Source organism: Burkholderia sp. Bp9031 (genome assembly GCF_003857965.1).
Lineage (GTDB): Bacteria > Pseudomonadota > Gammaproteobacteria > Burkholderiales > Burkholderiaceae > Burkholderia > Burkholderia ambifaria_A.
The window spans coordinates 569,387-595,539 of the sequence record NZ_QTPW01000001.1; the positions used below are offsets into that span (position 1 = coordinate 569,387).

The 26,153-nt window shown below is 67.7% G+C and carries 26 protein-coding genes and 1 pseudogene; 4 read left to right on the forward strand and 23 right to left on the reverse strand.

The features are described from left to right. Positions 1–3: 3 nt before the first annotated feature. The 5 genes from DIE15_RS02515 to DIE15_RS02535 form a co-directional block, all read right to left on the reverse strand. Positions 4–864, reverse strand: a complete 861-nt coding sequence (locus DIE15_RS02515) for a class I SAM-dependent methyltransferase (RefSeq protein WP_057929344.1) — start codon at positions 862–864, stop codon at positions 4–6. A 10-nt stretch (positions 865–874) separates the two neighbouring features. Then, a complete protein-coding gene (locus DIE15_RS02520) occupies positions 875–1,225 on the reverse strand; it encodes a VOC family protein (RefSeq protein WP_124832286.1) in 351 nt (116 codons plus the stop codon). A 40-nt stretch (positions 1,226–1,265) separates the two neighbouring features. Continuing rightward, positions 1,266–2,099, reverse strand: coding sequence for an arylamine N-acetyltransferase (locus tag DIE15_RS02525; protein WP_057929346.1), 834 nt, complete (start codon positions 2,097–2,099; stop codon positions 1,266–1,268). A gap of 121 nt (positions 2,100–2,220) precedes the next feature. Beyond that, the gene (locus DIE15_RS02530; protein WP_057929347.1) at positions 2,221–2,913 is read right to left on the reverse strand and encodes a hypothetical protein; all 693 of its coding nucleotides are present in this window, start codon (positions 2,911–2,913) and stop codon (positions 2,221–2,223) included. Positions 2,914–3,159: 246 nt separating this feature from the next. Next, positions 3,160–4,644, reverse strand: coding sequence for an amidase (locus DIE15_RS02535; RefSeq protein WP_124832287.1), 1,485 nt, complete (start codon positions 4,642–4,644; stop codon positions 3,160–3,162). 372 nt (positions 4,645–5,016) lie between these two features. Between DIE15_RS02535 and DIE15_RS02540 the strand changes: the two genes are divergently transcribed. The 3 genes and pseudogenes from DIE15_RS02540 to DIE15_RS02550 all read left to right on the forward strand — a co-directional run. Then, complete coding sequence (locus DIE15_RS02540; RefSeq protein WP_057929349.1) at positions 5,017–5,451, forward strand: universal stress protein; 435 nt, start codon at positions 5,017–5,019, stop codon at positions 5,449–5,451. Between the two features lie 668 nt (positions 5,452–6,119). Then, a complete protein-coding gene (locus DIE15_RS02545; protein WP_057929350.1) occupies positions 6,120–6,368 on the forward strand; it encodes a hypothetical protein in 249 nt (82 codons plus the stop codon). Positions 6,369–6,735: 367 nt separating this feature from the next. Continuing rightward, a pseudogene (locus tag DIE15_RS02550) lies at positions 6,736–6,933 on the forward strand (divalent metal cation transporter); the annotation flags it as partial. Positions 6,934–6,969: 36 nt separating this feature from the next. Here DIE15_RS02550 and DIE15_RS02555 read toward each other — a convergent pair. From DIE15_RS02555 to DIE15_RS02640, 18 genes are all read right to left on the reverse strand, one after another. Further along, on the reverse strand, positions 6,970–7,371 hold the full coding sequence (locus DIE15_RS02555; protein WP_057929351.1) for a PPC domain-containing DNA-binding protein: 402 nt from the start codon (positions 7,369–7,371) through the stop codon (positions 6,970–6,972). A gap of 123 nt (positions 7,372–7,494) precedes the next feature. Further along, entirely contained in the window at positions 7,495–8,517 is a 1,023-nt protein-coding gene (locus DIE15_RS02560) for a 2Fe-2S iron-sulfur cluster binding domain-containing protein (protein ID WP_057929395.1), read from the reverse strand. 13 nt (positions 8,518–8,530) lie between these two features. Beyond that, positions 8,531–10,198: a hydroxylamine reductase gene (gene hcp / locus DIE15_RS02565; protein ID WP_057929352.1), complete on the reverse strand. Its 1,668-nt coding sequence runs from the start codon at positions 10,196–10,198 to the stop codon at positions 8,531–8,533. Between the two features lie 192 nt (positions 10,199–10,390). Next, complete coding sequence (locus DIE15_RS02570; RefSeq protein WP_057929353.1) at positions 10,391–10,618, reverse strand: DUF3079 domain-containing protein; 228 nt, start codon at positions 10,616–10,618, stop codon at positions 10,391–10,393. 312 nt (positions 10,619–10,930) lie between these two features. After that, complete coding sequence (locus DIE15_RS02575) at positions 10,931–12,331, reverse strand: MFS transporter (RefSeq protein ID WP_057929354.1); 1,401 nt, start codon at positions 12,329–12,331, stop codon at positions 10,931–10,933. A 38-nt stretch (positions 12,332–12,369) separates the two neighbouring features. Next, positions 12,370–13,614, reverse strand: coding sequence for an NAD(P)/FAD-dependent oxidoreductase (locus DIE15_RS02580; RefSeq protein ID WP_057929355.1), 1,245 nt, complete (start codon positions 13,612–13,614; stop codon positions 12,370–12,372). Further along, the gene (locus tag DIE15_RS02585; RefSeq protein WP_057929356.1) at positions 13,611–14,573 is read right to left on the reverse strand and encodes a VOC family protein; all 963 of its coding nucleotides are present in this window, start codon (positions 14,571–14,573) and stop codon (positions 13,611–13,613) included. The genes DIE15_RS02580 and DIE15_RS02585 overlap by 4 nt, the downstream gene beginning before the upstream one ends. Before the next feature lie 18 nt (positions 14,574–14,591). Beyond that, positions 14,592–16,082, reverse strand: a complete 1,491-nt coding sequence (locus DIE15_RS02590; RefSeq protein WP_124832288.1) for an aldehyde dehydrogenase — start codon at positions 16,080–16,082, stop codon at positions 14,592–14,594. 89 nt (positions 16,083–16,171) lie between these two features. Next, positions 16,172–17,011: an aspartate dehydrogenase gene (locus tag DIE15_RS02595; protein WP_124832289.1), complete on the reverse strand. Its 840-nt coding sequence runs from the start codon at positions 17,009–17,011 to the stop codon at positions 16,172–16,174. Next, complete coding sequence (locus DIE15_RS02600) at positions 17,004–18,674, reverse strand: thiamine pyrophosphate-binding protein (protein ID WP_124832290.1); 1,671 nt, start codon at positions 18,672–18,674, stop codon at positions 17,004–17,006. Before DIE15_RS02600 ends, DIE15_RS02595 begins: the two co-directional genes overlap by 8 nt. After that, positions 18,667–19,464 (reverse strand): SDR family oxidoreductase, encoded by a 798-nt coding sequence (locus DIE15_RS02605; RefSeq protein WP_057929360.1) that lies wholly within the window; start codon positions 19,462–19,464, stop codon positions 18,667–18,669. Before DIE15_RS02605 ends, DIE15_RS02600 begins: the two co-directional genes overlap by 8 nt. A gap of 157 nt (positions 19,465–19,621) precedes the next feature. After that, positions 19,622–20,479 (reverse strand): IclR family transcriptional regulator, encoded by an 858-nt coding sequence (locus tag DIE15_RS02610; RefSeq protein ID WP_057929361.1) that lies wholly within the window; start codon positions 20,477–20,479, stop codon positions 19,622–19,624. A gap of 97 nt (positions 20,480–20,576) precedes the next feature. Beyond that, the gene (locus DIE15_RS02615; RefSeq protein WP_124832291.1) at positions 20,577–21,473 is read right to left on the reverse strand and encodes an alpha/beta fold hydrolase; all 897 of its coding nucleotides are present in this window, start codon (positions 21,471–21,473) and stop codon (positions 20,577–20,579) included. 18 nt (positions 21,474–21,491) lie between these two features. Beyond that, positions 21,492–22,019 carry a cupin domain-containing protein gene (locus DIE15_RS02620; RefSeq protein WP_057929363.1) on the reverse strand — a complete coding sequence of 176 codons (528 nt, stop codon included), beginning with the start codon at positions 22,017–22,019 and terminating at the stop codon, positions 21,492–21,494. Between the two features lie 34 nt (positions 22,020–22,053). After that, complete coding sequence (locus DIE15_RS02625; RefSeq protein WP_057929364.1) at positions 22,054–22,824, reverse strand: SDR family oxidoreductase; 771 nt, start codon at positions 22,822–22,824, stop codon at positions 22,054–22,056. Next, complete coding sequence (locus tag DIE15_RS02630; protein ID WP_057929365.1) at positions 22,817–23,887, reverse strand: aromatic ring-hydroxylating dioxygenase subunit alpha; 1,071 nt, start codon at positions 23,885–23,887, stop codon at positions 22,817–22,819. Before DIE15_RS02630 ends, DIE15_RS02625 begins: the two co-directional genes overlap by 8 nt. Before the next feature lie 54 nt (positions 23,888–23,941). Further along, positions 23,942–24,253: a recombinase-like helix-turn-helix domain-containing protein gene (locus tag DIE15_RS02635; protein WP_057929366.1), complete on the reverse strand. Its 312-nt coding sequence runs from the start codon at positions 24,251–24,253 to the stop codon at positions 23,942–23,944. A gap of 1 nt (position 24,254) precedes the next feature. Beyond that, on the reverse strand, positions 24,255–24,572 hold the full coding sequence (locus DIE15_RS02640) for a non-heme iron oxygenase ferredoxin subunit (RefSeq protein WP_014898924.1): 318 nt from the start codon (positions 24,570–24,572) through the stop codon (positions 24,255–24,257). A gap of 449 nt (positions 24,573–25,021) precedes the next feature. Between DIE15_RS02640 and DIE15_RS02645 the strand changes: the two genes are divergently transcribed. Then, positions 25,022–26,101 carry a porin gene (locus tag DIE15_RS02645; protein WP_057929367.1) on the forward strand — a complete coding sequence of 360 codons (1,080 nt, stop codon included), beginning with the start codon at positions 25,022–25,024 and terminating at the stop codon, positions 26,099–26,101. Positions 26,102–26,153: the final 52 nt, after the last annotated feature.

Below are 26,153 nucleotides of genomic sequence, written 5' to 3' on the forward strand. Positions count from 1 at the left end.
GGGCTACACCGTCGCGACCAGCAGCTCTTCCGCGTGATTCGGCGGACGCAGGCCATCGGTGCGATCGGCGAAGTAGCGGCGCGTGAGCGCCGCGGCCGACACATGCTCGGCCTGCGCGAAGCCGGCTTGCGTCGCGAGCGCGCGGATCTCCGCCGGCATGAAGAAGCTGATGAACGGCGTGCCGCTCGCGCGCGCGCCCTTCGCGGCCATTTCGAGCCCCGGACGCACGTCCGGATCGGCCTGCTCCAGCGGCAGCAGGAAGGTCATCGCAAACGTCGAGCCCGGCGCGAGCGATGCGACTTCGCGCAGCGCCGCCGCGTTCGCGTCGCGCGTCAGGTACATGCTGACGCCCGTGGACACCACGACCGCCGGCTTGCCCGCATCGAAGCCCGCGCGCACGAGGGCAGCGCGCCACGACTGCTTCGCCTCGAAATCGACCGGCACGAACCGCAGCCAGTCCGGCACGCCGAAGCCGAGCTCGGCGAGGCGCCGGCGTTTCCACGCCTGCGGCGCGGGCGGATCGACTTCGAACACGGTCAAGCGCGACGCCATCTCGGGCCGGCGCTGCACGAAGCTGTCGAGGCCCGCGCCGAGGATCACATACTGGCTCACGCCCTGCGCGGCCTGCTCGACGACGAGATCCTCGATGAAGCGCGCCCGCGCGACGATCGATGCGCGAAACGGCCGCGTGAACTGCGGATCCATGTCGCCGCGCTGCTGCCAGCCGGGCTCCGGCGCGAGCAGGCGCAGGCCGACTTCGTCGGCAAGCACATGCGGCGGCGCATCGAGTTCGACGTGCAGCGCGCGCCACAGCGCGACACGCGCGGCGGTGCTGTCGGGGGCGTCCTGATGGAGATCGGTCATCGCCGCGGCCTCACGCGCCTGACTTGCCCGGCGCCTGCAGGCGCCATACGCGGCCGCCGGGATCGCGCACGGTCATGTCGCGCGTGCCCCAGTGCGCATCCTCGAACGGCGTGACGACGTCGACGATGGGCTGCGGCCGAACCGACTGCTCGTCGGGCACCTTCAGCACGCCCTGCATGTCGGGTGTCTCGGTGGCCGGTACTTCGGCGATGAACAGAAACGGGCCGTCGCCGCTTCGCAGCTGGCCCGAGTGGTGACCGGTTTCGAATTCCCGCGTGAAGCCCGGCGCCTGGAAGAACTTCGCCGACTTGCCCCAGTTGTGCGTCGTCAGGTACACGGCTTCGATTCGCTCGGATGACATGTCATTCCTCCTTCGTGGACGCGTCGGCCCTCGTCAGCATTCACATCGCGTTCGTCCGCGCGGCGACCCGCGCGAACAGCGCGTCGAGATCGAAGCCGGTTGTATCGATACCGATCGTGTCGCGCAGGCATGCGCCCCACGCGGCCGCGTCGCCGAACGTGACGGTGCGCCCCACCCCCGTCGCGTCGCGCAGCGTCAGCGCGGTGTTGAACAGCGCCGCGCGGCCGTCCGGCAGCACGCGGCACGCGATCAGGTCGTTCACGAAGATCGATTCGGGATAAGTCGACGTGAACCAGTTCGCGGCATCGTAATCGATCCACTCGGCCGGTTTCAGCGAGAAGCGATAGGTCGTCTGCCAGCCGTCGGGTATCTCGAACTGCATGTCGAACTCGCCGTCGACCGGCGCGTCGACGACGCGAAATGCGCCGTGTGGCGTCAGCTGCCGCTCGCCGGGCACGAAGCGCAGCGGCGCGGTCAGCGTTGCGCTGCCGAAGCCGATGTCCGCGAGCCACGTCGCGCCGTCGAGCTCGATACGCAGCAGCATGTGCGTCTGCGCGGTGACGACCTCGGGCGGCCGCATCCAGCGCACCCGCGCGATCAGCGGCGTCACGCGAAAGCCGATCGTCGTGAGCGCGGTATAGAAGAGTTTGTTGAGTTCGAAGCAATAGCCGCCGCGGCGGCGCCCGATCACCTTGTCGACGAGCGCGGGAAGGTCTAGCGCGACACGCGCGCCGGTCAGCGGATTGAGGTTTTCGAACGGAATCGCCTGCGGGTGCAGCAAGTGCAGCCGGCGCAGCACGTCGAGCGTCGGCTCGGCCGGGCCGTCGTAGCCGATGCGGGAGAAATAGCGCGGAAGGTCGAACGAGTCAGTCATGAACCGGCACCGGGAACGGGGAACACGCCACGATAGCACCGCGCGAAATCCCCATGTTGTTCGGGGCCATCCCGGATCGCCGCGCGCGCTGCCGGCACCGCAGCGCGCGGGTGCGGCAACGTTACGGCAGCAGCTTCAGCGCGGACGACGCGACCGACGGCACCGAAATGCCCTGGCTCGTCGCGAACTGCACGGCCTGGCTGAGCGTCGTCGCGAGCGACTGCAACTGGCCCGGCGCGCTTTGCGCGATATACGACGCGGCCTGCATGTTCTGCGGATCCAGGCCCGCCTGCAGCAGCGATGCGGCGCTGGTCGACCCGAGGCTGCCAAGCCCCGACTGCAGCTGCGAATACTGCGTGAGGCCCTGCCCGAGCGATGCGAGGCCGTTGCTGAACGCCGGCTTGTCGATCGGGCCGTGTGTCGCACCGCCGCTCGCGAACGCCTGTCCGAGCGCTTGCGAGACCGACTGCTGCGCGCCGCCCATCTGCGACAGCGCGGCCGGCGTCAGCGCATTGCCGCCGCCGAGCAGGCTCGCCGCCTGCTGCGCCTGCCCGGCTGCGCCGGTGAGCCCCATCGCCGACGCGAGCGACGACTGGCCGGTCAGCACCTGCTGGTTCGCACCGACGTACGCCTGCATCAGTTGCGCGACGCCGCCCTGCGACGGTGCGGCCTGTTGCTGCGCGCCGCCGAGCAGCGACGATCCGATCGCCTGCAGGTCGAGCTGCGCATGGGCGGCGCCGCTCGCGGCCAGCAGGATGCCGAATGCGATGCCCGCCGATGCCAGGTGCTTGCCTGTCGCGCGAATGTGCTTCATCTGTTTCCCTCGTGCCCGAATTATTGAGGCCGATATTGTCGAAGCGCGTCGCGCGCCGCCGCAACGACTGAAACACATCGAAACGAAATCGCGCGCCGCGGCCGCTTGCAATTCCGCGGCCACCTCGCGTCGCCGCGCGCATTCATCCGCGTTTGCCGCGCGATCTCAGGCGCGCACCAGGATTCGTTCCTGGTCCGCATCAATAACGTTCGTTTCGGGCGGCCGGAATCGCCGCCGCAGCGTGCGTCAAGCAGCCATCCAGGCCGGCAGCCGCTGGCCGACCCAGTCGGCCGCCTGCTCGTAGCCGCGCGCGAGCTGCAGCACCGCGAGATCCGCGCGCGGCCGGCCGATCAGTTGCATCCCCATCGGCAGCCCCACGTCGTTGAAGCCGACCGGCACGCTGATCACCGGGCAGCCGGCCAGCGTCCACGGCACGACCGTTTCCATCCAGCGGTGATAGGTGTCCATCGCGCGGCCCGCGATTTCGTTCGGCCAGCGCTGGTCGACGTCGAACGGGAACACCTGGGCGGTCGGCGCCGCGATGAAGTCGTAGCGATCGAAAAAGCTCAGCACGGCCTGGTGCCACGCCGTGCGCTCGATGCTCGCGTCGAACACCTCGGCACCCTGCATCGCGAGCAGCCCTTCGACCTCGTAGATCGCCTCGGGCTTCAGCAGCGCGCGCCGCGCCGGGTCGCGATAGTGCGCGAGCAGCCCGCCGCCGGACAGCAGGTGCCGATGCGCGAGCCACAGGCGCCAGATCCGCTCGGGCGCGAATGCGGGCAGCGCCGCATCGACGTCGCAGCCGATCTCGCGCAGCGTCGCCAGGCCCTTTTCGCACTGCGCGAGCACGCCCGGCTCGGTCGCGAGATAGCCGTTCCAGTCGCCGACCCACGCGATGCGCTCGCCGCGCAGGTCCCGGTCGAGCGGCTTCGTGAACACCGCCGGATCTTCCGCGAGCGACAGCGGATCGTTCGGGTCGTAGCCGGCCTGGATCGCGAGCAGTTGCGCGACGTCGCCGACCGTGCGGCCCATCGGCCCTTCGATGCCGAGCTGCTGCATGAACACGTCGACGGCCGGCCAGCGCGGCACGCGGCCCTGTGACGGACGGAACCCGTAGATGTTGCAGAACGCGGCCGGATTGCGCAGCGAGCCGCCGAAGTCGCTGCCGTCCGCGACCGGCAGCATGCGCGCCGCGAGCGCCGCTGCCGTGCCGCCGCTGCTGCCGCCCGCACTCTTCGTCAGGTCGTACGGATTGCGCGTCGCGCCGTGGACTTCGTTGAACGTGTGCGAGCCGAGGCCGAACTCCGGCGTGTTGGTCTTGCCGATGAAGATCGCACCCGCCGCGCGCATCCGCCCAACGCCGACCGAGTCGGCCTGCGGCACGTTATCGCGAAAGATCGGCGAGCCGTAGGTCGTCCTCAGCCCTTTCGTCATCGCGAGATCCTTCGGCGCCTGCGGCATCCCGTGCAGCCAGCCGTGATACTCGCCGCGGGCGAGTGCGGCGTCCTTTTCCGCGGCTTCGGCGAGCAGCGTGGCGCGATCGCGCAGCGAGACCAGCGCGTTCACCGCGCCGTTCACGCGCTCGATGTGATCGAGATAAGCACGCATCGTCTCGACGCAGGAGACCGCCTTGCTGCGGATCGCCGATGCGAGCTCGCCGGCCGGCAGGCGCACGATCGGGTCGACGGTGATGGAAGCGGGGGCGAGAAGCTGCGAGGCGCCGTGCGGCATGCGAGGTCTCCTGGAATCGGAATGGAATGGCGGGGCGCGCGATGGCGGCGCTCCATCCCGAACGGCCGGAAACAGCCGGGGAGGAAGCCGCGCCGCGGCCGATGCTCTACTCTACGCGACGCCAGATGGCCGACCTCCGATATTTTCCGCCGCGATTCATTGAGGATTCGACTAAATCGACACGGCGTAGCGCCCGGCCGACCGGCTGATGAAAATGTTTATGCGCATAAACTTAAATTTCTTATATTTCTAGTAAGCGCAACACGATGCGGCCGGCGTTGACGACATTTTTACGCGGCCGCCCGATTTCTTAAGGTTGCGCGATCCGGCCGAGCGCTACGCTGCAAACATCTCGATTCCGGGGCATCGTCCATGCTCAAGCTGCTGGTTCCCGTCGGTCATTCGCCCCGCTCGCTTCAGGCGGTGCGCCACGCGACCTTCCTGTATCGCGAACGCTGCGCGTCGGAGATCGTGCTGATCAACGTACAGGCGCCGCTCGAAGCGACGCGGCTCGAGGCATTTCACCCGCTATCGCGGCTGCGGTCGATCGAGGACAAGTTCGCGTGCGACGATCTGGCGACGGCCGAGCGGGTGCTGCGGGAAGCCGGCGTCCGGTACAGCGTCGTGAAGAAGGTCGGGCCGGTGGCCGACACGATCGCGGCCGCAGCCGCCGAGACCGGCTGCGACGAAATCGTCGTCGTCGCGCCGCGGCACGATCCGTTTCACACGATGCTGTCGATGTTCCGCCGCAGCGTGATGAGCCGGCTCGTGCGGATTTCGAATGTGCCGGTGACGGCGGTGCGATAGCGGGCTGAATGCAGCCGCGTCGCCGTCGCGTCGTGCGGCACCGCGCCGCAAACCTCGATGCGCGCAGCCCGATCAGGTCGTCATGGACCCGCTTCGGCGGGTCGTTTCATTTGAGTCGACGCAACGATGCGTCTTGCACGACGCAAAGCCGTCGCATGCCATGCGCGAACGCTGCGATGCGCCTATGTGCGCCTTCGCGCGGGGCCGACATGCTTACTTGATGACCTTGCGCACGAAGACGAGATAGGTCGCCAGCGAAGACGCACCCAGCAGAATGACCCACAACGGCGCCATGCTGATCAGGACGGAAGAGACGTTAAGAATTTGGATTCCTCACTATTTCGATAGCGATGTTCAACACGTACAAGCTGCGTTCGGAACCGCTGCGCCCATCGCTTGCCGCGCATCGCGTTCCGCCAAAACATGCATCCATGCTATCGCTTTGACCGGTAGCGTGACCGGCTCGCCCTGCCGGTATCCTGACATTCGTCAAACTCGCGTCAATCGCGCGCCTGCCCGACGGACCGCCCTCCTTTTCCGCTGCTCCTGCGGAAAAAAGGACACGATCACTGCCGCCAGCCGCCGTTTCAGCAGACGTTTACCGGGGGAAGCCCCAAGTGCTTCGAGAAACGTGTCCGCGTTACGCTTGAGTGACGAGGAGACGAATCATGAGACGAGTGGTACACATCGCTTTTTTCGCGCTGCTGGCCTACCTGATCGGAGATCGGGCGCTGCTGCACGCGCAAGGCCGCGATGCCAGCCCGATGGCATGCTCGCAGGGCGCCGAGCAGGTGAAATACGACGCGCTCAGCCGAGGCTTCGGCAACGCGGCAGCCAGCAGCCAGAGCGAGGCATTCATGTCGGGCTGCCTCGTGAGCGGGCGCAGCAATCAGGACGTCGCGATGGCGGCTCGTTGAGGTCGAACGGGCGCCATGCCCGTTGTCCTCATGCCGCGCTGCGTGGCCGCGAGACGGTCGCGACCGGCGCTTTCCGCCTGTTCCGCTTCGCCCCGCCGCCATTGGCGCGCCGGTAGCCTGCAATACGCCGTCGGCCCGGCGCTCGACGCGACCGATGAGCGGTCGCCAGGACATGTCACGCACGTTCTCGTCATAGCGCCGGCAACGTCCATCGCTACCCCGGTCCGGTCGCGCTCGTTCACGTGCGCGCCATGCGCTCCCTCCCGTATCCCCGCTTCCCACGCGCCCCCCCCGAGACGGCACGCTGCCGTACCGCGCGTCGCGGCCGAAACGCATCGTCCGGTCGATGCCGACCCGCCGCCGGGCTGACCCGATTCGCGCGCTCTACTGGAGTGCGGTCATCAACGGGGTGACGGCTGTTCCGATCATGGTCGTGATGATTCTGATGGCCGGCAGCAAGCGCGTGATGGGCAAGTTCGCGGTCACGGGCGCGCTGGCATGGGGCGGCTGGGCCGCGACGCTCGCGATGGCGGTCGCGGCAATGGGTGTGTTCGTGCCGGGATAAGCCGCCTCGGCCACGCGCGCAGGACCGTCCGCGCGATCAGGCTGTCTCCGGGCGAATCACCAGTTCGTTGAACCCGGTGCCCGCGTCCGGTTCACGCGAGAAACGATGCGCGGGCAACAGCACGAGCAGGATCTCCGCGGTCGTGCGCACCACGCAGCCGCTCGCGACATGTCCGCCCGATACACGGCCGTGTGCGTCGGAGACCGACATATGCAGGTGTGCGCCGTCCGGCGAGACCGAACCGGCGAGCGTCAGGATCTCGAGGTCGCCGCGCAGTTCGGTTGGCGAATCCACGCCGGCAAAGCGCAACTGCGCGACGTTCAGGCTGCCGATGCCCTGGATCACGAATGCCGCGTGCGCGTCGAGGCGACGCAACGCTTGCTCGATCGACGCGCGCAGATCGTCGCCGGGGGAAAGGCGCAAAGGATGGGCTTGCATGGTCGATAACCTGCTGGCGGGTCCGGGTCTCGACCAAGAGTACGTTGGGCCCGGCAATCCGGCAAGCGGCCGCCTGCCGGATGGAACGCCGCGCGTGCGTGACCGCAACGCGCGGCGCTCGCCCTACACGGTGAACCGCTCGCTTGCGAACTGCGCGTCCGGGATGCCGGCGGCGACGGCGACTTCCCGCGCACCTTCGACGAGCGGCGGCGGTCCGCATACGTAGACATCCGGCAGCATGTCCGCCTGCGCGAGCGCCGCGTGCAGCGCATCGACCGGCGTCCCGCGGAAGCCCGCCCATTCGATACCCGGTCGCCACACGCACGGATCGACCCGCAGTTGCGGCAACTCGGTCCGCAACCGCTCCAGCTCGTCGAGCATGAACAGTTCGCTTTCCTCATTGACGCCGAAGAACAGCCGCGCGTCGCCCATCTCCTGATACTCGGCCATGCGCCGCAGCATCGACAGGATCGGCGCGAGCCCCGTGCCGCCCGCGACGAACCAGCGCGGTCGCAGGCTGTCCGCGAACAGGCCGAATCCGCCCATCGGCACGCGCACGGTCAGCGGATCGCCGGGCCGTGCGCGCTCGCGCAGATAAGTCGAGAACCAGCCGCCCGGCCGCAGCCGGATCAGGAACTCGAGGCGGCCGTCCCAGTTGCTCGTGTTCGCGAGCGAATACGGCCGGCGCAAGCCGCTGCCCGGCACCTCCAGCTCCGCGAACTGGCCGGCTTCGAACTCCGCCGCCGCGCCGAACGCGTCGTCGGGCTCGATCTGCAGCTCGACGCGCATCGTGTCGCGCGCGATCGTGTCGAGTGCGGCGATCCGTGCCGTGCGTACGGGCACCGGCTGCAGCAGCACCTTCGTCCGGTCGTACGGCGCAGCCACCCGCAGATCGCCGAGCGGCGTCGTCCGGCACAACAGCACCGCGCCGGGCTGGCCGGCCGGCAATGCCTCGGCGCCGTGCGCCTGCATCTCGTACGGGCCGTCGACGACAGTCGCCTGGCATGCGCCGCAGCTGCCGCGCCGGCATTGCGACGGCAGCGTGATGTCGGCTTGCGCTGCCGCCGCGAGCAGATCCTGGCCCGGCTCGCAGTCGAAGCCGAACGGCGCACCATCGCGCGTCGTGATCTCGATCCGGTAGCTCATCGAACGATCCCGCTCACGCAGCCCGGCGCGCGAGCGCCGCGGCCAGGTCCGCACCGGCATCGCCGATCGGCTGGATCCCGAACTGCTCGACCAGTACCGCAAGCACGCCCGGCGTGATAAACGCCGGCAGCGTCGGCCCGAGCCGGATGTTGCGGATACCGAGCGCAAGCAGTGTCAGCAGCACGGCCGCCGCCTTCTGTTCGAACCACGAGATGACGAGCGACAGCGGCAAGTCGTTCACGCCGCACTCGAATGCATCGGCGAGCGCGGTCGCGATCCGGATCGCCGAATAGCTGTCGTTGCACTGCCCGACGTCGAGCAGGCGCGGAATGCCGCCGATATCGCCGAACGCGTGCCGGTTGAAGCGATACTTGTTGCAGCCGAGCGTCATCACGACCGTATCGTCGGGCGCCTGTTCCGCGAACTCGGTGTAGTAATTGCGCCCCGGCGCCGCGCCGTCGCAGCCGCCGATCAGGAAGAAGTGGCGAATCTGTCCGGCCTTCACCGCATCGATGACCTTGTCCGCGACGCCCAGCACCGCATGCCGGCCGAACCCGACGGTGATCGTCTCCTCCGGCGCGGTGGCCGCGAACCCGGGCAGCGCCTGCGCGGCACGGATCAGCGTCGAGAAATCGTGATGCTCGAGATGGCGCACGCCCGGCCAGCCGACCGGCCCCGTCGTGAAGATGCGCTGCCGGTATTGCGGCAACGGCTCGATGATGCAGTTGGACGTCATCAGGATCGGCCCGGGGAAACGCGCGAAGTCGCTCTGCTGGTCCTGCCACGCGCCGCCGTAGTTGCCGGCCAGATGCGTAAAGGCCTTGAGCGCCGGATACGCGTGGGCCGGCAGCATCTCGCCGTGCGTGTAGACCTGGATGCCGGTGCCCGCCGTCTGTTCGAGCAACGCATGCAGATCGCCGAGATCGTGGCCCGACACGAGGATCGCCTTGCCGGCCACCGGCGACACGCGCACGGCGGTCGGCTGTTGCACGCCGAAGCGGCCGGTGTTCGCGTTGTCGAGCAGTTCCATCACCGTCAGGTTCAGCCGGCCGAGATCGAGCGCCTGCGCGAGCAGTGCGTCGACGTCGGTGGGATTGCTTGCGAGAAACGCGAGTGCGGCCTCGACGCCTTCGTAGATGTCGTCGCGTTCGTAGCCGAGCACCCGCGCATGATGCGCATACGCGCACACGCCCTTCAGGCCGTACAGCACCAGCGCACGCAGCCCGACGATGTCCGCGCCCACCGTGTCGAGGCCAGCGTCGATGCCGACGGTCGCCGCCTGCCTCAGCAAGCCCGCCAGATCGTCGGCCGGCTGCCATGCGGCCGGCCCCTGCAGCACCGGCACGGTCGTGCCCGCGGCGCGTGCGTGCGCTTCGCACGCGGCCTTCACGCGATCGCGCATCTGTGCCGCTTCACGCAGCAGCGCGACGAAGCGCGCCGCATGGAAGTTCACGTTGGTCAGCGTGGTGAACATCGCGTACAGCACGAACCGGTCGGCTTCGCGGTCGGGCACGCCCATCGTGCGCGCGATCGCGCCGTACTGCGCGATGCCCTTCACCGCATGGATCAGCAGGTCCTGCAGGTCGGCCGTCGTCTCGTCCTTGCCGCAGTTGCCCTTCGCCGATGCGCAGCCGGGCCGTGCGCCGGTCCGGTCGGTCTGTTCGCATTGATAGCAAAACACGGTGCTCTCCTTTATCGATCATGGGGGGCGGGTCGGCTCTGACGGCGGCTGGAAGCGTGTTCCAGGCCACCGGGCATTCCGCCCGCTTCAAGATGCTTGCTTTATGCATCTTTTCGCATGATGTTTCGGCGCACCTTCGGCCACCGTGACGCAGATCAACAAACCACCGGCGCACGGTGAGACAACTTGTCGCTACGACTGCCCACCCGCCGACGCCGCAGTTGCCTTGTCGCTTTCGTCATCCTCGCAGTCGATGCCCCAGTCGCCGTATCGATACCAGTCCTCGCCGAGCAGTTCGCACGGGTGCTGGGTCCGGCTGGAGCCATTGCCGCAACGCATCGCATGCGTCGGGCAGTAGTTGTCGCATCCCCAGCAGATCCGTTCCGGATGGTTGGGATGCAGCGGAAATTTCTTGGCCATGATTCGTTGTCTTCCCGGTGTCGTTGCGTCCGCACCGTTCGACTCTAGTGCACCGGTACACGCCTGCCATGCGGCATTCTTTCGCACCGGCCGCAGTGCGTCGGCCAGGCACGCGGAGGCGATTGATCTGGTCTGCACGGTATTGCGCGACGTAAGCCGACAACCTCAACCTTGCGTGATGGGTTCAAACATCGGCGTGGCGCTGGCATCTATCGGAAAAATGGACGATGGATTGGACCATGCCGGCAGCCAAGAACAAAAGGCCCGAGCATTGCCCGGGCCTTCCATGTCAACCGTTGCAGCCAGCCGTGCTTACGCTTCCAGTGCCTCCAGCACCTTGCCCTTCGTCTCGATCCCGACGAAGTGGACGGTCAGCGCCGCGATCAGCGGCACGACACCGATCAGGTAGAACGCCGGCGCGAGATTGCCGCCGATGATCGCGTGCGGCACGATCATCGGCGCGGCGAACGACGCGATCTTCAGCCACGCGCTGCCGAGCCCGCAGCCGGACGCACGGATGCTCGTCGGATACTGCTCCGGCGTATAGACGTACGCAGTGATGAAGCCCGACGCCATCAGCCCGAGCGACAGCGAGCAGAAGATCGCGACGACATACACCGACGATGCGTGATAGAGGCCCGCGAGCGCCAGCGACAGCGCGCACAGCACGAACGACCATACGATCACCGGCTTGCGGCCGAGCTTGTCGACCAGCAGCGCGGACGCGAGCGAACCGAGCACGCCCATCACGGAACCGATCACCGCGAGATTCAGCGCGAGCTGCAGCGGTGCGTGATAGAAGTTCTTGTAGATCGTCGGCAGCCAGGTGGACAGCCCGTACTGGATGAACCCGCAGGTCGCCCACAGTGTCGCCACCGCGAGCGTGCGCTTGCGATACGCGGCACTGAACAGGTCGCTCATCCGGCGCTTCGGGTGCTGACGCACCATCTCGTCGTATGCGGCCACCTGCGTGACCGGCGGCAGCTCGCCGCGCACCGACGCTTCGAACACGCCCACCGCCCGCCCGGCTTCCGCGAGCCGTCCGCGCGACGCGAGCCAGCGCGGCGATTCCGGCACGAGATGCGTGAGCACCAGTGCGAGGATCAGCGGCAGCCCGCCGACGAAGTACATGATCTCCCAGCCGAACCGCGGCACGAGCCACGCGCCGAGCGCCATCGACACCAGCAGGCCGATCGGGAACACGATCTCGTACAGCAGCACGAAGCGCCCGCGGCCGTGCGCGCGCGTGATTTCGTTGATGTACGTGGCCGCGACCGGCAGTTCGCCGCCGAGACCGAGCCCCTGCAGGATCCGCAGCAGCACGAACACCTCGAACGTCGGCGCGAAACCGCACGCGATGCTGGTAATGCCGATCACGGCCGAGCTCCATGCGATCGCCTTCACGCGGCCATGCTTCTCGGCGAGCGTGGGAAACAGGAACGCGCCGATCAGCTGGCCGATCGCGCCAGACGCGATCAGCATGCCGATCTGCGTCGGCGACAGCCCCCACTTGTGAATCAGCAGCGGCAGCGTCGCCGCGATCGTGATCACGTCGAAGCCGTCGAAGAACGTCGCGGTGCCGATCAGCACACGCGCGCGGATCTGCATCGAGTTGGTCGGAAGCCGCTCGAGCCGCGCGATGATCGCGCCGGGCGTGGAGGCGGCAGCTTCCATCGTGGCCCTGCCGGCCACGACGTTGTCGAAAGTGCTCATGCGGGGTGTCTCCTGGATCTTTTGGTCGTCTTGGCCGGTCAGGCCAGCGCTTTGGTCGTGTCCGCCAGGACTTCCGTATCCACTGCCCGGCCCTGGTTCATCCACTTGCGTGCGAGCTTCAGCTCGCGTGCGTTGTTGATGGCGATGACACCTCTCATATGCCCATCGCCCACGAAAAACAGCGTCGCGCGGCGCGCGGCAAGATCGCCGCGCACGACGAGCTGCGCATCGGCCGGCAGATCACCGAGGATCTGCAGGTTCACGTCGTACTGATCGGACCAGAACCACGGAATCTCCGCGTACGGTGCGCGCACGCCGAGCACGGCCTTCGCGGCCGCGATCGCCTGGTTCTGCGCGTTCGCCCACGATTCGAGCCGCACGCGCCGTTTCAGCCAGCCGTTGTGATGGTTCGCGACGTCGCCGCACGCGAAGATCGCCGGATCGCTGGTCGCGCCGAATTCGTCGACGACGATGCCATCGTCGATCGCCAGCCCGGCGTCGCTCGCGAGCGTCGCGTTCAGCGCAAGGCCGATGCCGGCCACCGCGAAATCGGCGTCGATCGTCGTGCCGTCGGCAAGCGTCGCGCGGACCTTCGATGCGTCGTCCGGCTGCGCGTCGAGCGATGCGAGCGCCGCGCCAAGACGCACGTCGACGCCATTCGCGCGATGCAGGCCGAGCAGGAAATCCGACACGATCTGCGGCACCGATCGCCCGCACAGACGCGGCGCGCCTTCGACGACGACGGCTTCGACACCGAGCTTGCGCGCGGTCGCCGCGACCTCGAGGCCGATCCAGCCGCCGCCGATCACGAGCACGCGCTTGCTGGCGCGCAGTTTCTCGCCGAGCGCGGCCGCTTCGTCGAGCGTGCGCAGATAATGCAGGTTCGTCGTCCTGACGATCGCATCGGGCAAGCGGCGCGACGTGCCGCCGGTCGCGATCACGAGCCGGTCGTATTCGATCTCGCGGCCACTATCGGTCTTCACCACGCGGCGCGCACGGTCGATCGATGCCGCGCGTTCCGGCTGCCACGCCTCGACGCTCAGCGCGTCGAATTCATCCGGGCGCACGACGCGCACGGTCTCGATGTCGGCGTCGCCGGCCAGCACGGCCTTCGACAGCGGCGGACGCTCGTACGGCAGGTGCGGCTCGTCCGCGATCATCACGAGGCGGCCCGCGAACCCTTCCGCGCGCAGCGTCTTCAACACCCAGCCGGCGGCCTGGCCGCCGCCGATCACGACGACGGTGCCGGGCGCGGCCTGATCCTGCGTGTTCGCTTCGATCATGATTTGCGCTCCGTCATGAACTTGCCTTCCGGCGCCTTCACGTTCTTCTGCCGGCGCGTGTTGCCGTCGAGGCCGCCGTCGACGGCCCATTCGGCGAACACGGTCGGGCCCGGTTCGAATTCGCGCGGCTGCCACTCGGGCGTCAGCACGTCCTCGTCCGCGTAGTACTCGATCAGTGCGCCGGCCGGATTCTGGAAGTACCAGAAGTACGCGGACGACACAGGGTGACGCCCCGGGCCGAGCTGCGTTTCCCAGCCGCAGCGGTCGATGTGCATGCCGCCGCCGAACACCTCATGGATGTCGCGCACGGTGAACGCGACGTGGTTCAGGCCGCGTTTGCCATTCGGCAGCGCGAGCAGGAACAGGTCGTGGTGGCCGCCGTGCGGTGCGCAGCGCATGAACGCGCCGCGGCCCGGATAGCGGTCTGAAGTCTCGAAGCCGAGCAGTTCGTGATAGAACTTTTCCTGCGCGTCGAGGCAGTTCGTGAAGAACACGACGTGCCCGACCTCGACCGGCTCGGCGCGCGCATAGATCGGGCTCGGCTGGTCGACCCGCACCGTCCGGCCCCACACGTTCGACGGCGAACCGGTGATGTCGAGCGCGCGCTTGCGCGTCACTTCGATGCGGATCGCCATCCCGTTCGGATCGATGCAGCCGACCGCATCGTCCCGTGCGTAATAGCCGGGCTGGCCGGCCAGCTTCGTGCGCAGCGCGTCGACTTCCTGCCGCGTCGCGACGCCCCACGTGACTTCACGCAGCGTCGGGCCCGCTTCGAACGCGGGCGGCAGCGACGGATCGTCGGCCTTGACGACCAGCACGGTGCAGCCGTTCAGCGTTTCGAAACGCGCGCGCGCGTCGTCGTGCGCGACTTCCTTCAAGCCCCAGTCGGCGAAAAAGCGCCGGCACGTCGCGAGGTCGTCGACACCGTACGTGATCTGCTCGATACCCAAGATGCTCATTGCGTCATTCCCCTTCGCTCAGTTCGCCCACGGCAGCGGCGCGTCGTTCAAGCCCCAGTAGAGGCTCTTCTGCTGCATGTACTCGCGGATGCCGAGACGCCCCTTCTCGCGCCCCATCCCGCTCTCTTTCCAGCCCGAGAACGGCGTGGAGATCGAGAACAGCTTGTACGTGTTGATCCACACGGTGCCCGTCTCGAGCGCGCGCGCGATGCGCCATGCACGCTTGTAGTCGCGCGTCCAGATGCCGGCGGCAAGTCCGAACACGCTGTCGTTCGCCTGCGCGATCAGCGACGCTTCGTCGTCGAACGGCATCGCGACCAGCACCGGCCCGAAGATTTCTTCCTGGCAGATGCGCGCGCTGTTCGGCAGACCTTCGAGAATCGTCGGCTGGTAGAAGAAGCCGTCCTCGCGCCCGTCGCCCGACGGCCGTTCGCCGCCGCACAGCAGGCGGCCGCCTTCCTCCAGCCCGAGCGCGACATAGCGCTCGACCGATTCGCGATGCTTCGCGGTGATCAGCGGGCCCATCTGCGTGTCGAGACGCGTCGGGTCGCCCACGCGCAGCTTGCGTGCGCCGGCCACCAGCCGCTGCATGAATTCGTCGTACACCGCACGCTGCACGAAGAGGCGCGAACCCGCGATGCACGCTTCACCCGACGAGCTGAAGATGCCGTAAAGCACGCCATTGACCGCGTGATCGAGATCGGCGTCGTCGCACACGATCGTCGGCGACTTGCCGCCGAGCTCCAGCGACACGGGCATCAGCTTCTCCGCCGCGATGCGCGCGATGCCGCGGCCCACCTCGGTGCCGCCGGTAAACGACACTTTCTTCACGAGCGGATGACGCACCAGCACGTCACCGATCACCGAACCCTTGCCCGGCAGCACGCTCAGCACGCCCTTCGGCACGCCGGCTTCCTCGCAGATGCGGGCCAGCGCGAGCGACACGAGCGGCGTGACTTCGGCCGGCTTGAGCACCACCGCGTTGCCGCCGGCGAGCGCCGGCGCAAGCTTCTGCGCGTCGGATGCGATCGGCGAGTTCCACGGCGTGATCGCCGCGATCACGCCGATCGGCTCGTGCACGCTCATCGTCAGGTAGTCGCCGCGCGACGGCGTCAGCTCTTCGTCGAGCGTTTCCAGGCAAGCCGCGAAATAGCGGAACGTGTTGGCCGCGCTCGCGACCAGCACGCGCGTCTCGCCGATCGGCTTGCCGTTGTCGCGACGCTGCAGGTTCGCGAGCGCCTCGTGACGCTGCATGATCAGGTCGGCGATCCGGTACAGCACCAGCGCGCGCTGATGCGGCTTGAGCCCGGCCCAGTCGGCGCGACGCCACGCGGCGTCGGCGGCCACGACGGCTTCGGCCGCGTCTTCCGCGTTCGCCGTCGATACTTCCATGTTCGGCGACTGGTCGGCCGGATAGATGCTCGCGTAAGGCGCGCCACGGCCGCGCCGCCACTCGCCGCCGATCAGGATGTCGCCGTTGGGTACGAGGCTCGTATCGAATGAAGTCATGTCGCAAGTCCCACAAATCTGTCTTTGCGCTGCCGCCCGCGCCGTGGCGCAGGCGGGCGCTCAATGGCCCGAAGGTCCGGATCGCACGCTCAGATCACGCAGCGGGCCGCGCGGTTGCGCAGCGCACGGATCGCGCAGTACGCGGTCAACGCGGACGTCTTCGGGTTGTCGGGCAACGGCTTGCCGCTCATTTCGAGCGACATCTCGCCGAACGCGCCACGGGCGGTGATGCGGTGCACGTTGCGCGCGACGGCCGGATCGGCAATCAGGCGCACGCGCGTCGCATCGAGGCCGAGGCCCGCGAGCGCGACGGTTGCAGCGACGTTCGCGTTCTTCGGATACAGCCGCGCGGCATCGCGTGCAGTGCCTTCGAAGATCACCTTCTCTTCGGTCATCGCACGCAGGTCGCACAGTGCCTCGGCGGGCGTGCCGAGCCAGCCGAGCGGCGGCTTGCGGCCGACGTACAGCACCTCGTCGAGGCCGCCCTGCTTCGCCGACGCCAGCGCGTCGATCCCGCCGATCGCGCCGGACAGCAGCGTGAGCGTCGCGTCGCCTTCGTCGGCGGCCTGCGCCAGCACGTCGAGCAGCGCAAGATCGGACAGCGCGCCGATCGACGCGACCGCGCAGTCGGTGCCGGCCTTCAGCAGCGGCACGACGTGATCGACGAGCGCGCTGTGGCCCGCGCATTCGAGCGCGAACTCGGGGCGGCGGGCCAGCGCGTCGACCGACGACACCACCTCCACCGCACCGCCGAGCTCGCGCTGCACCGCGTCGCGCTGGTGCTCGGGCACGATCACGTGCGCGACGCGCAACGACGCATCGTGCTCGACCGCGTGATACACGGCGGCACCGATCGCGCCGAAGCCGATCATCGCGACGTCGACGGGCGCATGCGCGTGTGCGTGGTCCGGGTTGCGTCCGTTAAGCATATTGGCGCTCCGACGGCGTTTCCTCCTTCTTCACCGGCGGGCCCGCGAACGCCGATGCGAACGAGCCGACCGACAGCATGTCGACCTCGACCATCACCGGTCCTTCCTTCGCGATCCCTTCGCGCACGATCGCTTCCGCCTGGTCGAGCGATGTGATCCGGTAGTGCGTGAGGCCGAAGCTCGCGCAGAACTGCGCGAAATCGGGCTGGTGCAGCTGGACGAAGCAGCGGCGGCCGCCGTAGTGCGCGTCCTGGATGTTGCGGATCACGCCGTAGCACTGGTCGTTCATCAGCACGATCATCACGTTCGCGTTTTCCTGCACGGCCGTCACGAGCTCGCCGACGTTGACCATCAGGCCGCCGTCGCCGACCAGGCAGACCGTCTTCGCCGCCGACCCGGCCAGCGCCGCGCCGATGCCCATCTGGATGCCCTGGCCGATGCCGCCGCCGAGCGCATGCACGCCCGCGCGCGGTTCGAAGATCTTCAGCAGGCGGTTGCCCCACGTGCTGTTCGAGATCGTCACGTCGCGCACCCAGTTGTAGTCGCGGCCCACCGCGCCCTGCAGCGTGTCGACCAGCGTCTTGTACGGCCCGAGACCTTCCGCCACGCTGGCGACGGCCTGCTCGCGCGCCGCCGCGAGATCGCCCGCGAACTGCGGATCGACGGACAGGCGGCCTTCGAGGCGATCGGCCAGCTCGGCCAGCACGCGCTTCGAATCGCCGTGCACGAACAGCTCGTTGCGATAGCCGCGGTTGTCGGCAAGCGCGTCGGCGTCGATGCGGAACAGCGGCTGCGGCAGCGCGAGCTTGTACTTCAGCGTCTCGTTGCCGCGCAGGCGCGAGCCGACCACGACGAGCGCGTCGCAGGTCTTGTAGAACGCTTCGACGGTCGAATGCACGTTGAACGCGCCGAGCGTCGCCGGGTGATCTTCCGGCAGCACGCCGCGGCCCTGCACGCTCGTCACGACGCCGAAGCCGAGCTTCACCAGGCGCTCCACCTCCGCACGCGCATGGCGCGCACCGCCGCCGAGCCACAGCAGCGGACGGCGCTTGGCCGCCAGCGCGTCGGCGAGCTTCGCAACGCGTGCGTCGTCGTGCTCGCGCACCGCGACGTGCGCCGGCGCGAGGTCTTCCGGCCATTCGATTTCGGCGGCCTGGATGTCGATCGGAATCTCGACCGATACCGGGCCAGTCGGCGCGGTCTGCGCGATGCGCACCGCTTCGCGGATCGTCGGCAGCACGGTTTCGACCGTACGCACGCGGAACGCGGCCTTCGAGATCGCGTCGAGCATCGAGAGCTGGTCCGGCGCTTCGTGGATGTAGGCCAGGTCCTGGTCGAGGTACGGCGTCTCGATCTGCCCGGTGATGTGCAGCAGCGCGGTGCCGGCCGTCAGTGCCTCGACCATCGCGCCGGCCGCGTTGCCCGCCGCCGTGCCGGTGCTCGTGAACGCGACGCCGAGGCCGCCCGACACGCGGGCCAGGCCGTCGGCCATGTTCAGCGCACCCGCTTCACCGCGCGCGCCGACGTACCGGATGTTGCCGCGCGAGTTGATCGCGTCGAGGATCGGCATGTTGTGGATCGAGATGACACCGAATGCGGTTTTGACATCGCACTGCTCGAGAAAGGCGGCAATCAGCTCGCCAACCGTGGTTTTTTTAGACATGGCGTGCAAAGCCTCCAGAAACGTCGATATGGCTGCCCGTCGTATAGGACGACAGATGCGTTGCGAGATAAAAAAGTGCCCAGGCTGCCTCGTCGGGCCTGCCGAAGCGGTTCAGCGGAATGTTCTTCTTGCGGGCGAGCGCGCCCGTCCAGTCCTCCCAGCTTTCGCCGGCCTGCGCCTGCGCTTCGTAGCGGCGGCGCCATTGACCCGACTCGACGATGCCGATCAGGATCGAGTTCACGCGGATGCGCTGCGGCGCCAGTTCGGTCGCGAGCGACTTCACGAGGCTCAGCACGCCCGCGCGCGCCGACGACGTCGCGACCATGTGCGGCTCCGGCTGCAGCGCGAGCAGCGAGTTCACGCAGGTGATCGTCGGCGCGGCCGCATCGCGCAGCAGCGGCAGGAACGCGCGCGTCGGGCGGATGATGCTGAAGTACTTCAGTTCGAGCTCTTCGCGCCACGCGTCGTCGGTCGTGTCGGCGAAGGTCGACACGCGGCCCTGGCCCGCGTTGTTGACCAGCATGTCGGCCCGGCCGAAACGGTCGGAGACGGCCTGCGCGAACGCGGCCACGTCGGCTTCGTCGAGCACGTTGCAGCGCACGGCGAGCAATTGCGCGCCCGGGTATTTTTCGCCGAGCATCGCTTCGGCGCGCGCGAGGCGTTCGCCGTCACGGCCGCAAATCGCGACCGACGCGCCGGCCTGCAGAAACCGTTCGGCAGTCGCGAGGCCGATGCCGGACGAACCGCCCGTCACCACCGCCACCTGCCCGGTCAGATCGATCTCAATCATGTCGTCAGCCCTCGCCGGGCCGCCCCAAGAGGGCCGGCAGCCCCCTCGGGGGGCAGTGAGCAAAGCGAACGTGGGGGCTGTTTCATCAGTCGCCGGGCCGCCCCAAGAGGATTGACCGCCCCCTCGGGGGGCAGCGTGCGAAGCATGCGTGGGGGTCTCATTTCAATCCTAAAGCCTTCAGAAACGTGTGCTCGTCATCCGAGCGGTAATTGAGCCGCCGCGACAGTTCCGCCGCCGCGCGCTGCACCTTGTCGAACAGGCCGTCGGCGATCAGCGCCGCGTCGATTTCCGGCCTCGGCACCGTCACCGTGATGCACGCGACGATCTTCTGCGTGTCGTTGCGCACCGGCGCCGTAACCACCGAGATCCCGCGTTCAAACGACGAATTGCTGATGCCGTAGCCGCGCAGTGCGTCCTCGCGGATCATTTCGTACAGCGCGTCGACCGTTTCGGGCGTCGCACTCGTCATCCGGTTCAGCGTGCCTTCCGGATACAGCGCACGCAGCTCCTTCAGCGACAGGTCGCCCATCAGCACGTGGCCGTGGGTCGTCGCATGCGCGGGCAGCCGCGTGCCGACGTTCACGCGAATCGAGCTGAACACCGGCGACTGGCTTTGCGCCTTCGCGACGAACACCACGTCGCGGCCGTCGCGGATCACGATATGCGTCGTGAAGCCGGTCGCATCGCGCAGGCTCTCGATCACCGGCAGGCCGAGATCGGTCAGCTCGAGCGAGCTCAGGTATTCGAAGCCGAGCCGCAGCACGGCAATGCCGAGCTTGTAGTTGCGATCCTTGTCCGCGCGCTCGAGAAAGCCGAGCGATTCGAGCGTCTGCAGCAGACGGAATACCGTCGTGCGCGGAATGCCGAGTCGCTTGGACAGTTCCGGCGCGCCGAGCACCGGCTCGCGCGGCGAGAATTCGGCGAGGATCCGCAATCCGCGTTCGAGGCCTGGCACGACGTAGCTGGCCTCGGACTTTGCGTTTTCCGCGTCCTCTTGTTGCAACGGTTCGCTCATGATGCCTCCCGCCGGGCCGCCCCAAGGGAGGCATCGGTCTTCTGGGGATGAGGGGGCTGCGCCCCCCCAAGCGAACGAATGTGAGCGTGGGGGTAGTTCATTCCAGCCCCCGTTGACGGTCGCATTGACGGCAGAACGCGTCGATCAGCGACGAGTAGACCGCCGGCGCTTCCACATAACCCGCATGCCCCGCTTGCGGAATCACCTGCAGCCCCACGTGCGCGGCCGCGGCGATCCGCTCGCATGCGGCGGGCGGCGTGATCGCGTCGTTCGCGCCGACAGCGACTGCCGTGCGGCCGCGAAAGCCGGCGAGATCGGTCGCGAGATCGGCGTTCGCGAGCAGATGCGTGGCCTGCGCGTAGCCGGCCGGCACGATGCGCGCCATGTTCCAGCGCACCCACGCCCGCGCATCCTCATTCGCGAATCCGGACAGCATGTTGCCGCTGCGCTGCTCGGCAAGCCCGGCCGGACCGAGTTCGGCGAGCATCGCGAGGCGCGCGTCGCGGCGCGTATCGCGCGTTTCCGCGGGCGCACTGCCGTAGCCGCCCGCAGGCGAGATCAGCAACAGGCCGGCAATCCGCGCGGGCATCACGCGGGCCAAACCGCCCGCGATGATCGCGCCGAGCGAATGCCCGACCAGCACGCAGCGTTCGATGCCGAGTGCCTCGAGCCACGCGTTCAGCGACACCGCATAGTCGGCGGCGGCCGGCGACGCGCCGTGCACGGCAGTCGACACGCCGTAGCCGGGCGCATCCCACGCAAGCACGCGTCGCGACGCGCCGAGCGTGTCGAGCTGGCGCACCCACGATGCGGCGCCCGAGCCGATCCCGTGCAGCAGCACGACGGGCAGCGCGTGGCCCGCATGCTGCGCGCCGGCCTCGCGATAACCGATCGTGCCCGCCGTGCCGGCCGCGCAGCGCTGTTCGGGAAACTGCCCGAGCAGCGCGGCGAACGCCGCGGTGCGGTCGCGTTCACGTTTGTCGATGACACTCATTGCTTGCTCCGCCCCGTCTCAGCGCTTGATCTTCGCGAGCGGCGAATCCGGCGGATACGTCGGCGTGATCGGCTTCGACGAACCGAGCATCACGCACATCAGCGCGTCTTCCTCGCCGATGTTGATTTCCGTGCGATACACGCCCGGCGGTACCGAGATCAGGTCGCGCTCGCCGAGGATCGCTTCCCAGGTCTCGCCGTCGCGCTCGCAGATCACCTTCATCTTGCCGCGCAGCACGAAGAAGATTTCCTCGACATCGATGTGGATGTGGCTCGGACCGATGTTGCCGGCCGGAATGACCATCGTCGAAAACGTGAAGTTGCCGGCCGGCACCGTGTTGACGTCCTTCGCGACGCCCGTGCCGCCCGTGCCGACATAGCGCATCTGCGCACGGCGGTACTTCGGGTCGTAGTCGGCCTGGAACTTCAGCGCGTCCCAGTCGTAGCGCCGCGTTTCGTAGCGCGCGACGCGCCCTTCCATCCAGTCGCCGAAGCTTGCGCCTTCCGGCTGGTCCCACGACTTGCGTTCGAGATCTGCGTCCGCCATCGTCCTCTCCTTTATTTCCAGTGAAAACTTCGATTCAATTCATTACGAAGCCGCCGTTCACCGGCAGCAGTTGACCCGTCACGAAGCGCGCGCCGTCCGACAGCAGGAACAGCACGGGGCCCGTCACGTCGTCGGGCACCTGCGCGCGCGTCAGCGCGCGGCCCTGCATGTAGAACGCATGCCGTTCGGCCGGCACGTAGGCCGTCGCCTCGACTTCGGTGAGCCCCGGCGCGATCGCGTTGACCGTCACGCCGTGCGCGCCGAACTCGCGTGCCTGCGCATGCGTCATCGCGATCACCGCGCCCTTGCTGGCGACGTACGCGAGCAGCTTCGGCGCGCCCCACAGCGCGGTGTCCGATGCGAGGTTCACGATCGCGCCGCGACCCGAGCGCGCAAGGTGCGGCAACGCCGCATTGCTGACGAGCCACACGCCGCGCACGTTCACGTTCATCACGGCGTCCCACGTCGACACGTCGAGTTCCGTCGACAGCTTGCCGCCCGAGTTCGTGATCGCCGCGTTGTTGATCAGCGCGTCGATGCCGCCGAGCGCTGCCGCGCCCTGCGCGACGAACGCATCGACGCTCGCCGGATCGGCCAGGTCGAGCGCGAAGAAATGGGCGGTGTGGCCGGCTTGCGCGAGCTGCGCGGCCAGCGCGCGGCCTTCTTCGGCGAGCACGTCGCCGAACGCGACCTGCGCGCCCGCTGCGACCAGCGCCTTCACGAACGCGGCGCCGAGACCGCGCGCACCGCCCGTGACGAGCACGCGGCGCCCCGGCAGCGACACGACCGGTGCGAGCTCAGCCATTCGCGGGCTCCGATGCGGCGTGCGCCGCGCGGTGCGCGTCGAGCGCGGACAGGTGTTCCTGCGCGCGCTGGCGCAGCATCCGGCGCACGCGCGTGATGCCGACGTCGTGCTGGTACAGGTATTCGTGATCGCGCGCGTGCGGCGCGAGGCTTTCGAGGACGTAGCGGTCCTGCTCGAGCACGTCCCAGTGCAGGCCCTCGAGGCGGTTGCGGTACATGAAGCGCCACACGTCGCGCTGCCAGCCGCTGACCTTGCGCGTACGCCAGAAGTAGACCTGGCAGTTGTCGCCGTCGACCGGCGTCGCGAAGCCGATGATCCCGAAGTTGCCGCCCGGGCCGAACTTCTGCTTGTACGGAATCGCGAGGCGCATCCACAGGCAGCCGGTTTCGCCGAGCTCGACCCAGTCGAAGTTCACGTCGCGCTGGCCGATCTTCTCGAACATCAGGCCCGTTTCCGTCTTGCGCACGCGCATGTCGGCCTGCTTGTCGCCTTCGGCCATCGAGTGCGACGTCGCGTGCAGGTACGCGCCGTGCATCGGGTCCATCACGTTGTCGATCGCGTACTGGTAATTGCACTTCCAGTTCGACACGCACAGGAAGTGGCCGTACTCGTCGGCAACCAGTTCTTCCGGCAGGTTCAGCGGTGCCGGCTCGCCGTGCGCTTCGTCGCCGAACCACAGGAAGATCGCGCCGGCCTTTTCTTCGACCGGATACGACTTCACGCACTTCGAGCCTTCGAGCGGACAGTTCGACACTGCCGGCACGCGGTTGACCGTGCCGCCGCCGTCGACTTCGACGCCGTGATACCAGCAGGCGATGCTGCCGCCGAGGTTCCAGCCGAGCGACAGGCGCGCGCCGCGGTGCGGGCAGCGATCTTCCAGCGCGTGGACCTTGCCCTCGTGATCGCGCCACAGCACGATCTGCTCGGACAGGCGCGTGAGGCCGACGGGCGCGTTCGACACCTGCCAGCTCGGGGCGACGGGATACCAGTAGTTCTTGATGCCGCGATCGAGGTAGTCGCGGACCGGGTCGTGTTGGGCTTCGTGTTGTGCGGGGGACGTCATCAGTGTGCTCCGGATGCGGTTGTCGTCGGGTCGGCGGTCACGCGGCTCGCGCGCTCATTCCGCCAGCGAGGCCATTTCGGCGCGGAAGCGCTCGGGTGTCCACGCGGTGCCGTCCGGTGCGCGGAAGCCGATGCGGTTCAGGCCCGCGACGACATCGTCCAGCTCGGTCGCACCGCTCTCGAACACGCGTTCGAGCGCATCGCCGAGATCGTTCTCGTACTGGGTCGGCTCGGCCTTGCGGTTCTGCCAGACCTGGTTCTCGACCTGCCCGGGGATCTCGATCTGCCCCTTGCCCGCGACGTTGTTCGGCTGCGGTGCCATCCACGGCTTCAGGAAGGGATTGAAGTTGACGGTCGCTTCTTTCATGTCATTCCACCTTGATCTGGATTTCCTCGCCGGCAAGGCGCACCGCGTACTGCTTCAGCGCACGCCCGCCCGGGCCCTTCAGGCATTCGCCCGTCTTGATGTCGAACACGGCTTCATGCAGCGGGCATTCGACCGTGCCTTCGTCGACGAACCCCTGCGTCAGCAGCGCGTATGCATGCGGGCACACGTTCTCGAGCGCATACACCTCGTCGCCGACGCGGTAGATCCCGATTTCGACGCCGTCGGTCCGCTTGAACTCGATCGGCGTGTCTTCCGACAGCGCGCCGGCGTGCCCGGCACAAATCCATTGTTCAGACATCTCACACCCTTCCTTCTGATCGACTCTCGGTTCGCCCCGGGTTTGTTCCATACCCGGAACATCAGTTTATGGATGGTGATTATAGGAGCGACTTTCCACGAGTAAAACAAAAAGCTGCATGTCCTAGGGAAAATACCGACCGCCGGGTCGGCAGTCGCTCTCGCCACCTCAGTCAGATGTAATTTTTTGTTTTATGACGGGGGTTTAAGTCATATTTTCAGGACTCTCGAACCCGTGTTTCGGATCGCCCTCGTCCGCATCCGGCCCGAAAAATTTATTTTTGATCCTGTGCGTGACACCTCTATACTCCATTCCATCAGAGGCACGCTGTTCCTTGTATGGAACGAAAGGAGTGCCCGCCCGGCGGTGAAGAGCGCGCGACGGCCGGCCGTCCCCGCGCCCGCCGCCACGGCACGTTTTCCATCAGGTTTGGAGAGTCAGGAGATCAAATGGTCAAGCATGCGGTAGCAGCAGCAGTCATCGGAATGGGCGCCGTGTCGGGCGCCTGGGCGCAGAGCAGCGTGATGCTGTACGGCAGCATGGATGCCGGCGTCGCGTACGTGAACAACGTCGGCGGCCACGCGAAGTGGGCGATGATCCAGGGCAACACGCAGCCCGATCGGTGGGGCCTGAAAGGCAAGGAAGACCTCGGCAGCGGCCTGTCGGCGATCTTCCAGCTCGAAAACGGCTTCTATACGAACAACGGCCAGTTCGCGACCGCGAACACGATCTGGAACCGCGCGGCGTTCGTCGGCCTCAGCTCGGATCGCTACGGCACGCTGACGCTCGGCCGCCAGACGCCGCTGACGTTCGACTATCTCGATCCGCTCAGCACCGCGTACCTCGCGATGAGCTGGTATGCATTCCACCCGGGCAACATCGACGGGCTCGCCGCGACCGGCAACGTGCCGTACAACAACGCGGTCAAGTACCGCTCGCCGAGCTTCGCCGGCTTCTCGGCCGCGGCGGCGATGGCGCTCGGCAACACGACGAACTTCGCGACCGGCAAGTCGGTCGGCGTCGCGCTGAACTATGCGAACGGGCCGTTCAAGGCGTCGGTCGTCTACTCGAACGAGCACGACCGCTCGATCCTGATCAGCCAGACGGGCATCACGTCGTTCCAGGGGCAAAACACCGCGAACGGCTATCTCGCGAGCAAGGTCGAGAACATCGGCGCGGGCGCGTCGTACCAGTTCGGCGACTTCCTCGTGCACGGCCTCTACACGCGCGCGAAGATGCAGTCGAACGGCTATTCCGACACGTTCCAGAGCTACGACGCGGGCGTGAACTACCGCAGCAGCGCGTTCAACACGATCGCGGGCGGCGCAGCGACGACGACGCTGGCCGGCCGCCGCTGGACGCAGGTCGAGCTCGGCGACATCTATTCGCTGTCGAAGCGCACGCAGCTCTATGCGAACGTGTTGTACGAGCACGGCTCGGGCGGTGCGAAGGCCGCATTCTTCACGGCCGGCACGTCGAGCACCGCGAACCAGGTGATCGTGCTGACCGGCATTCATCACTCGTTCTGAGCAGCACGGGTACATGCGCCCGGCCGCCGAAGCAAAAAGAGCAGCCCCTGGG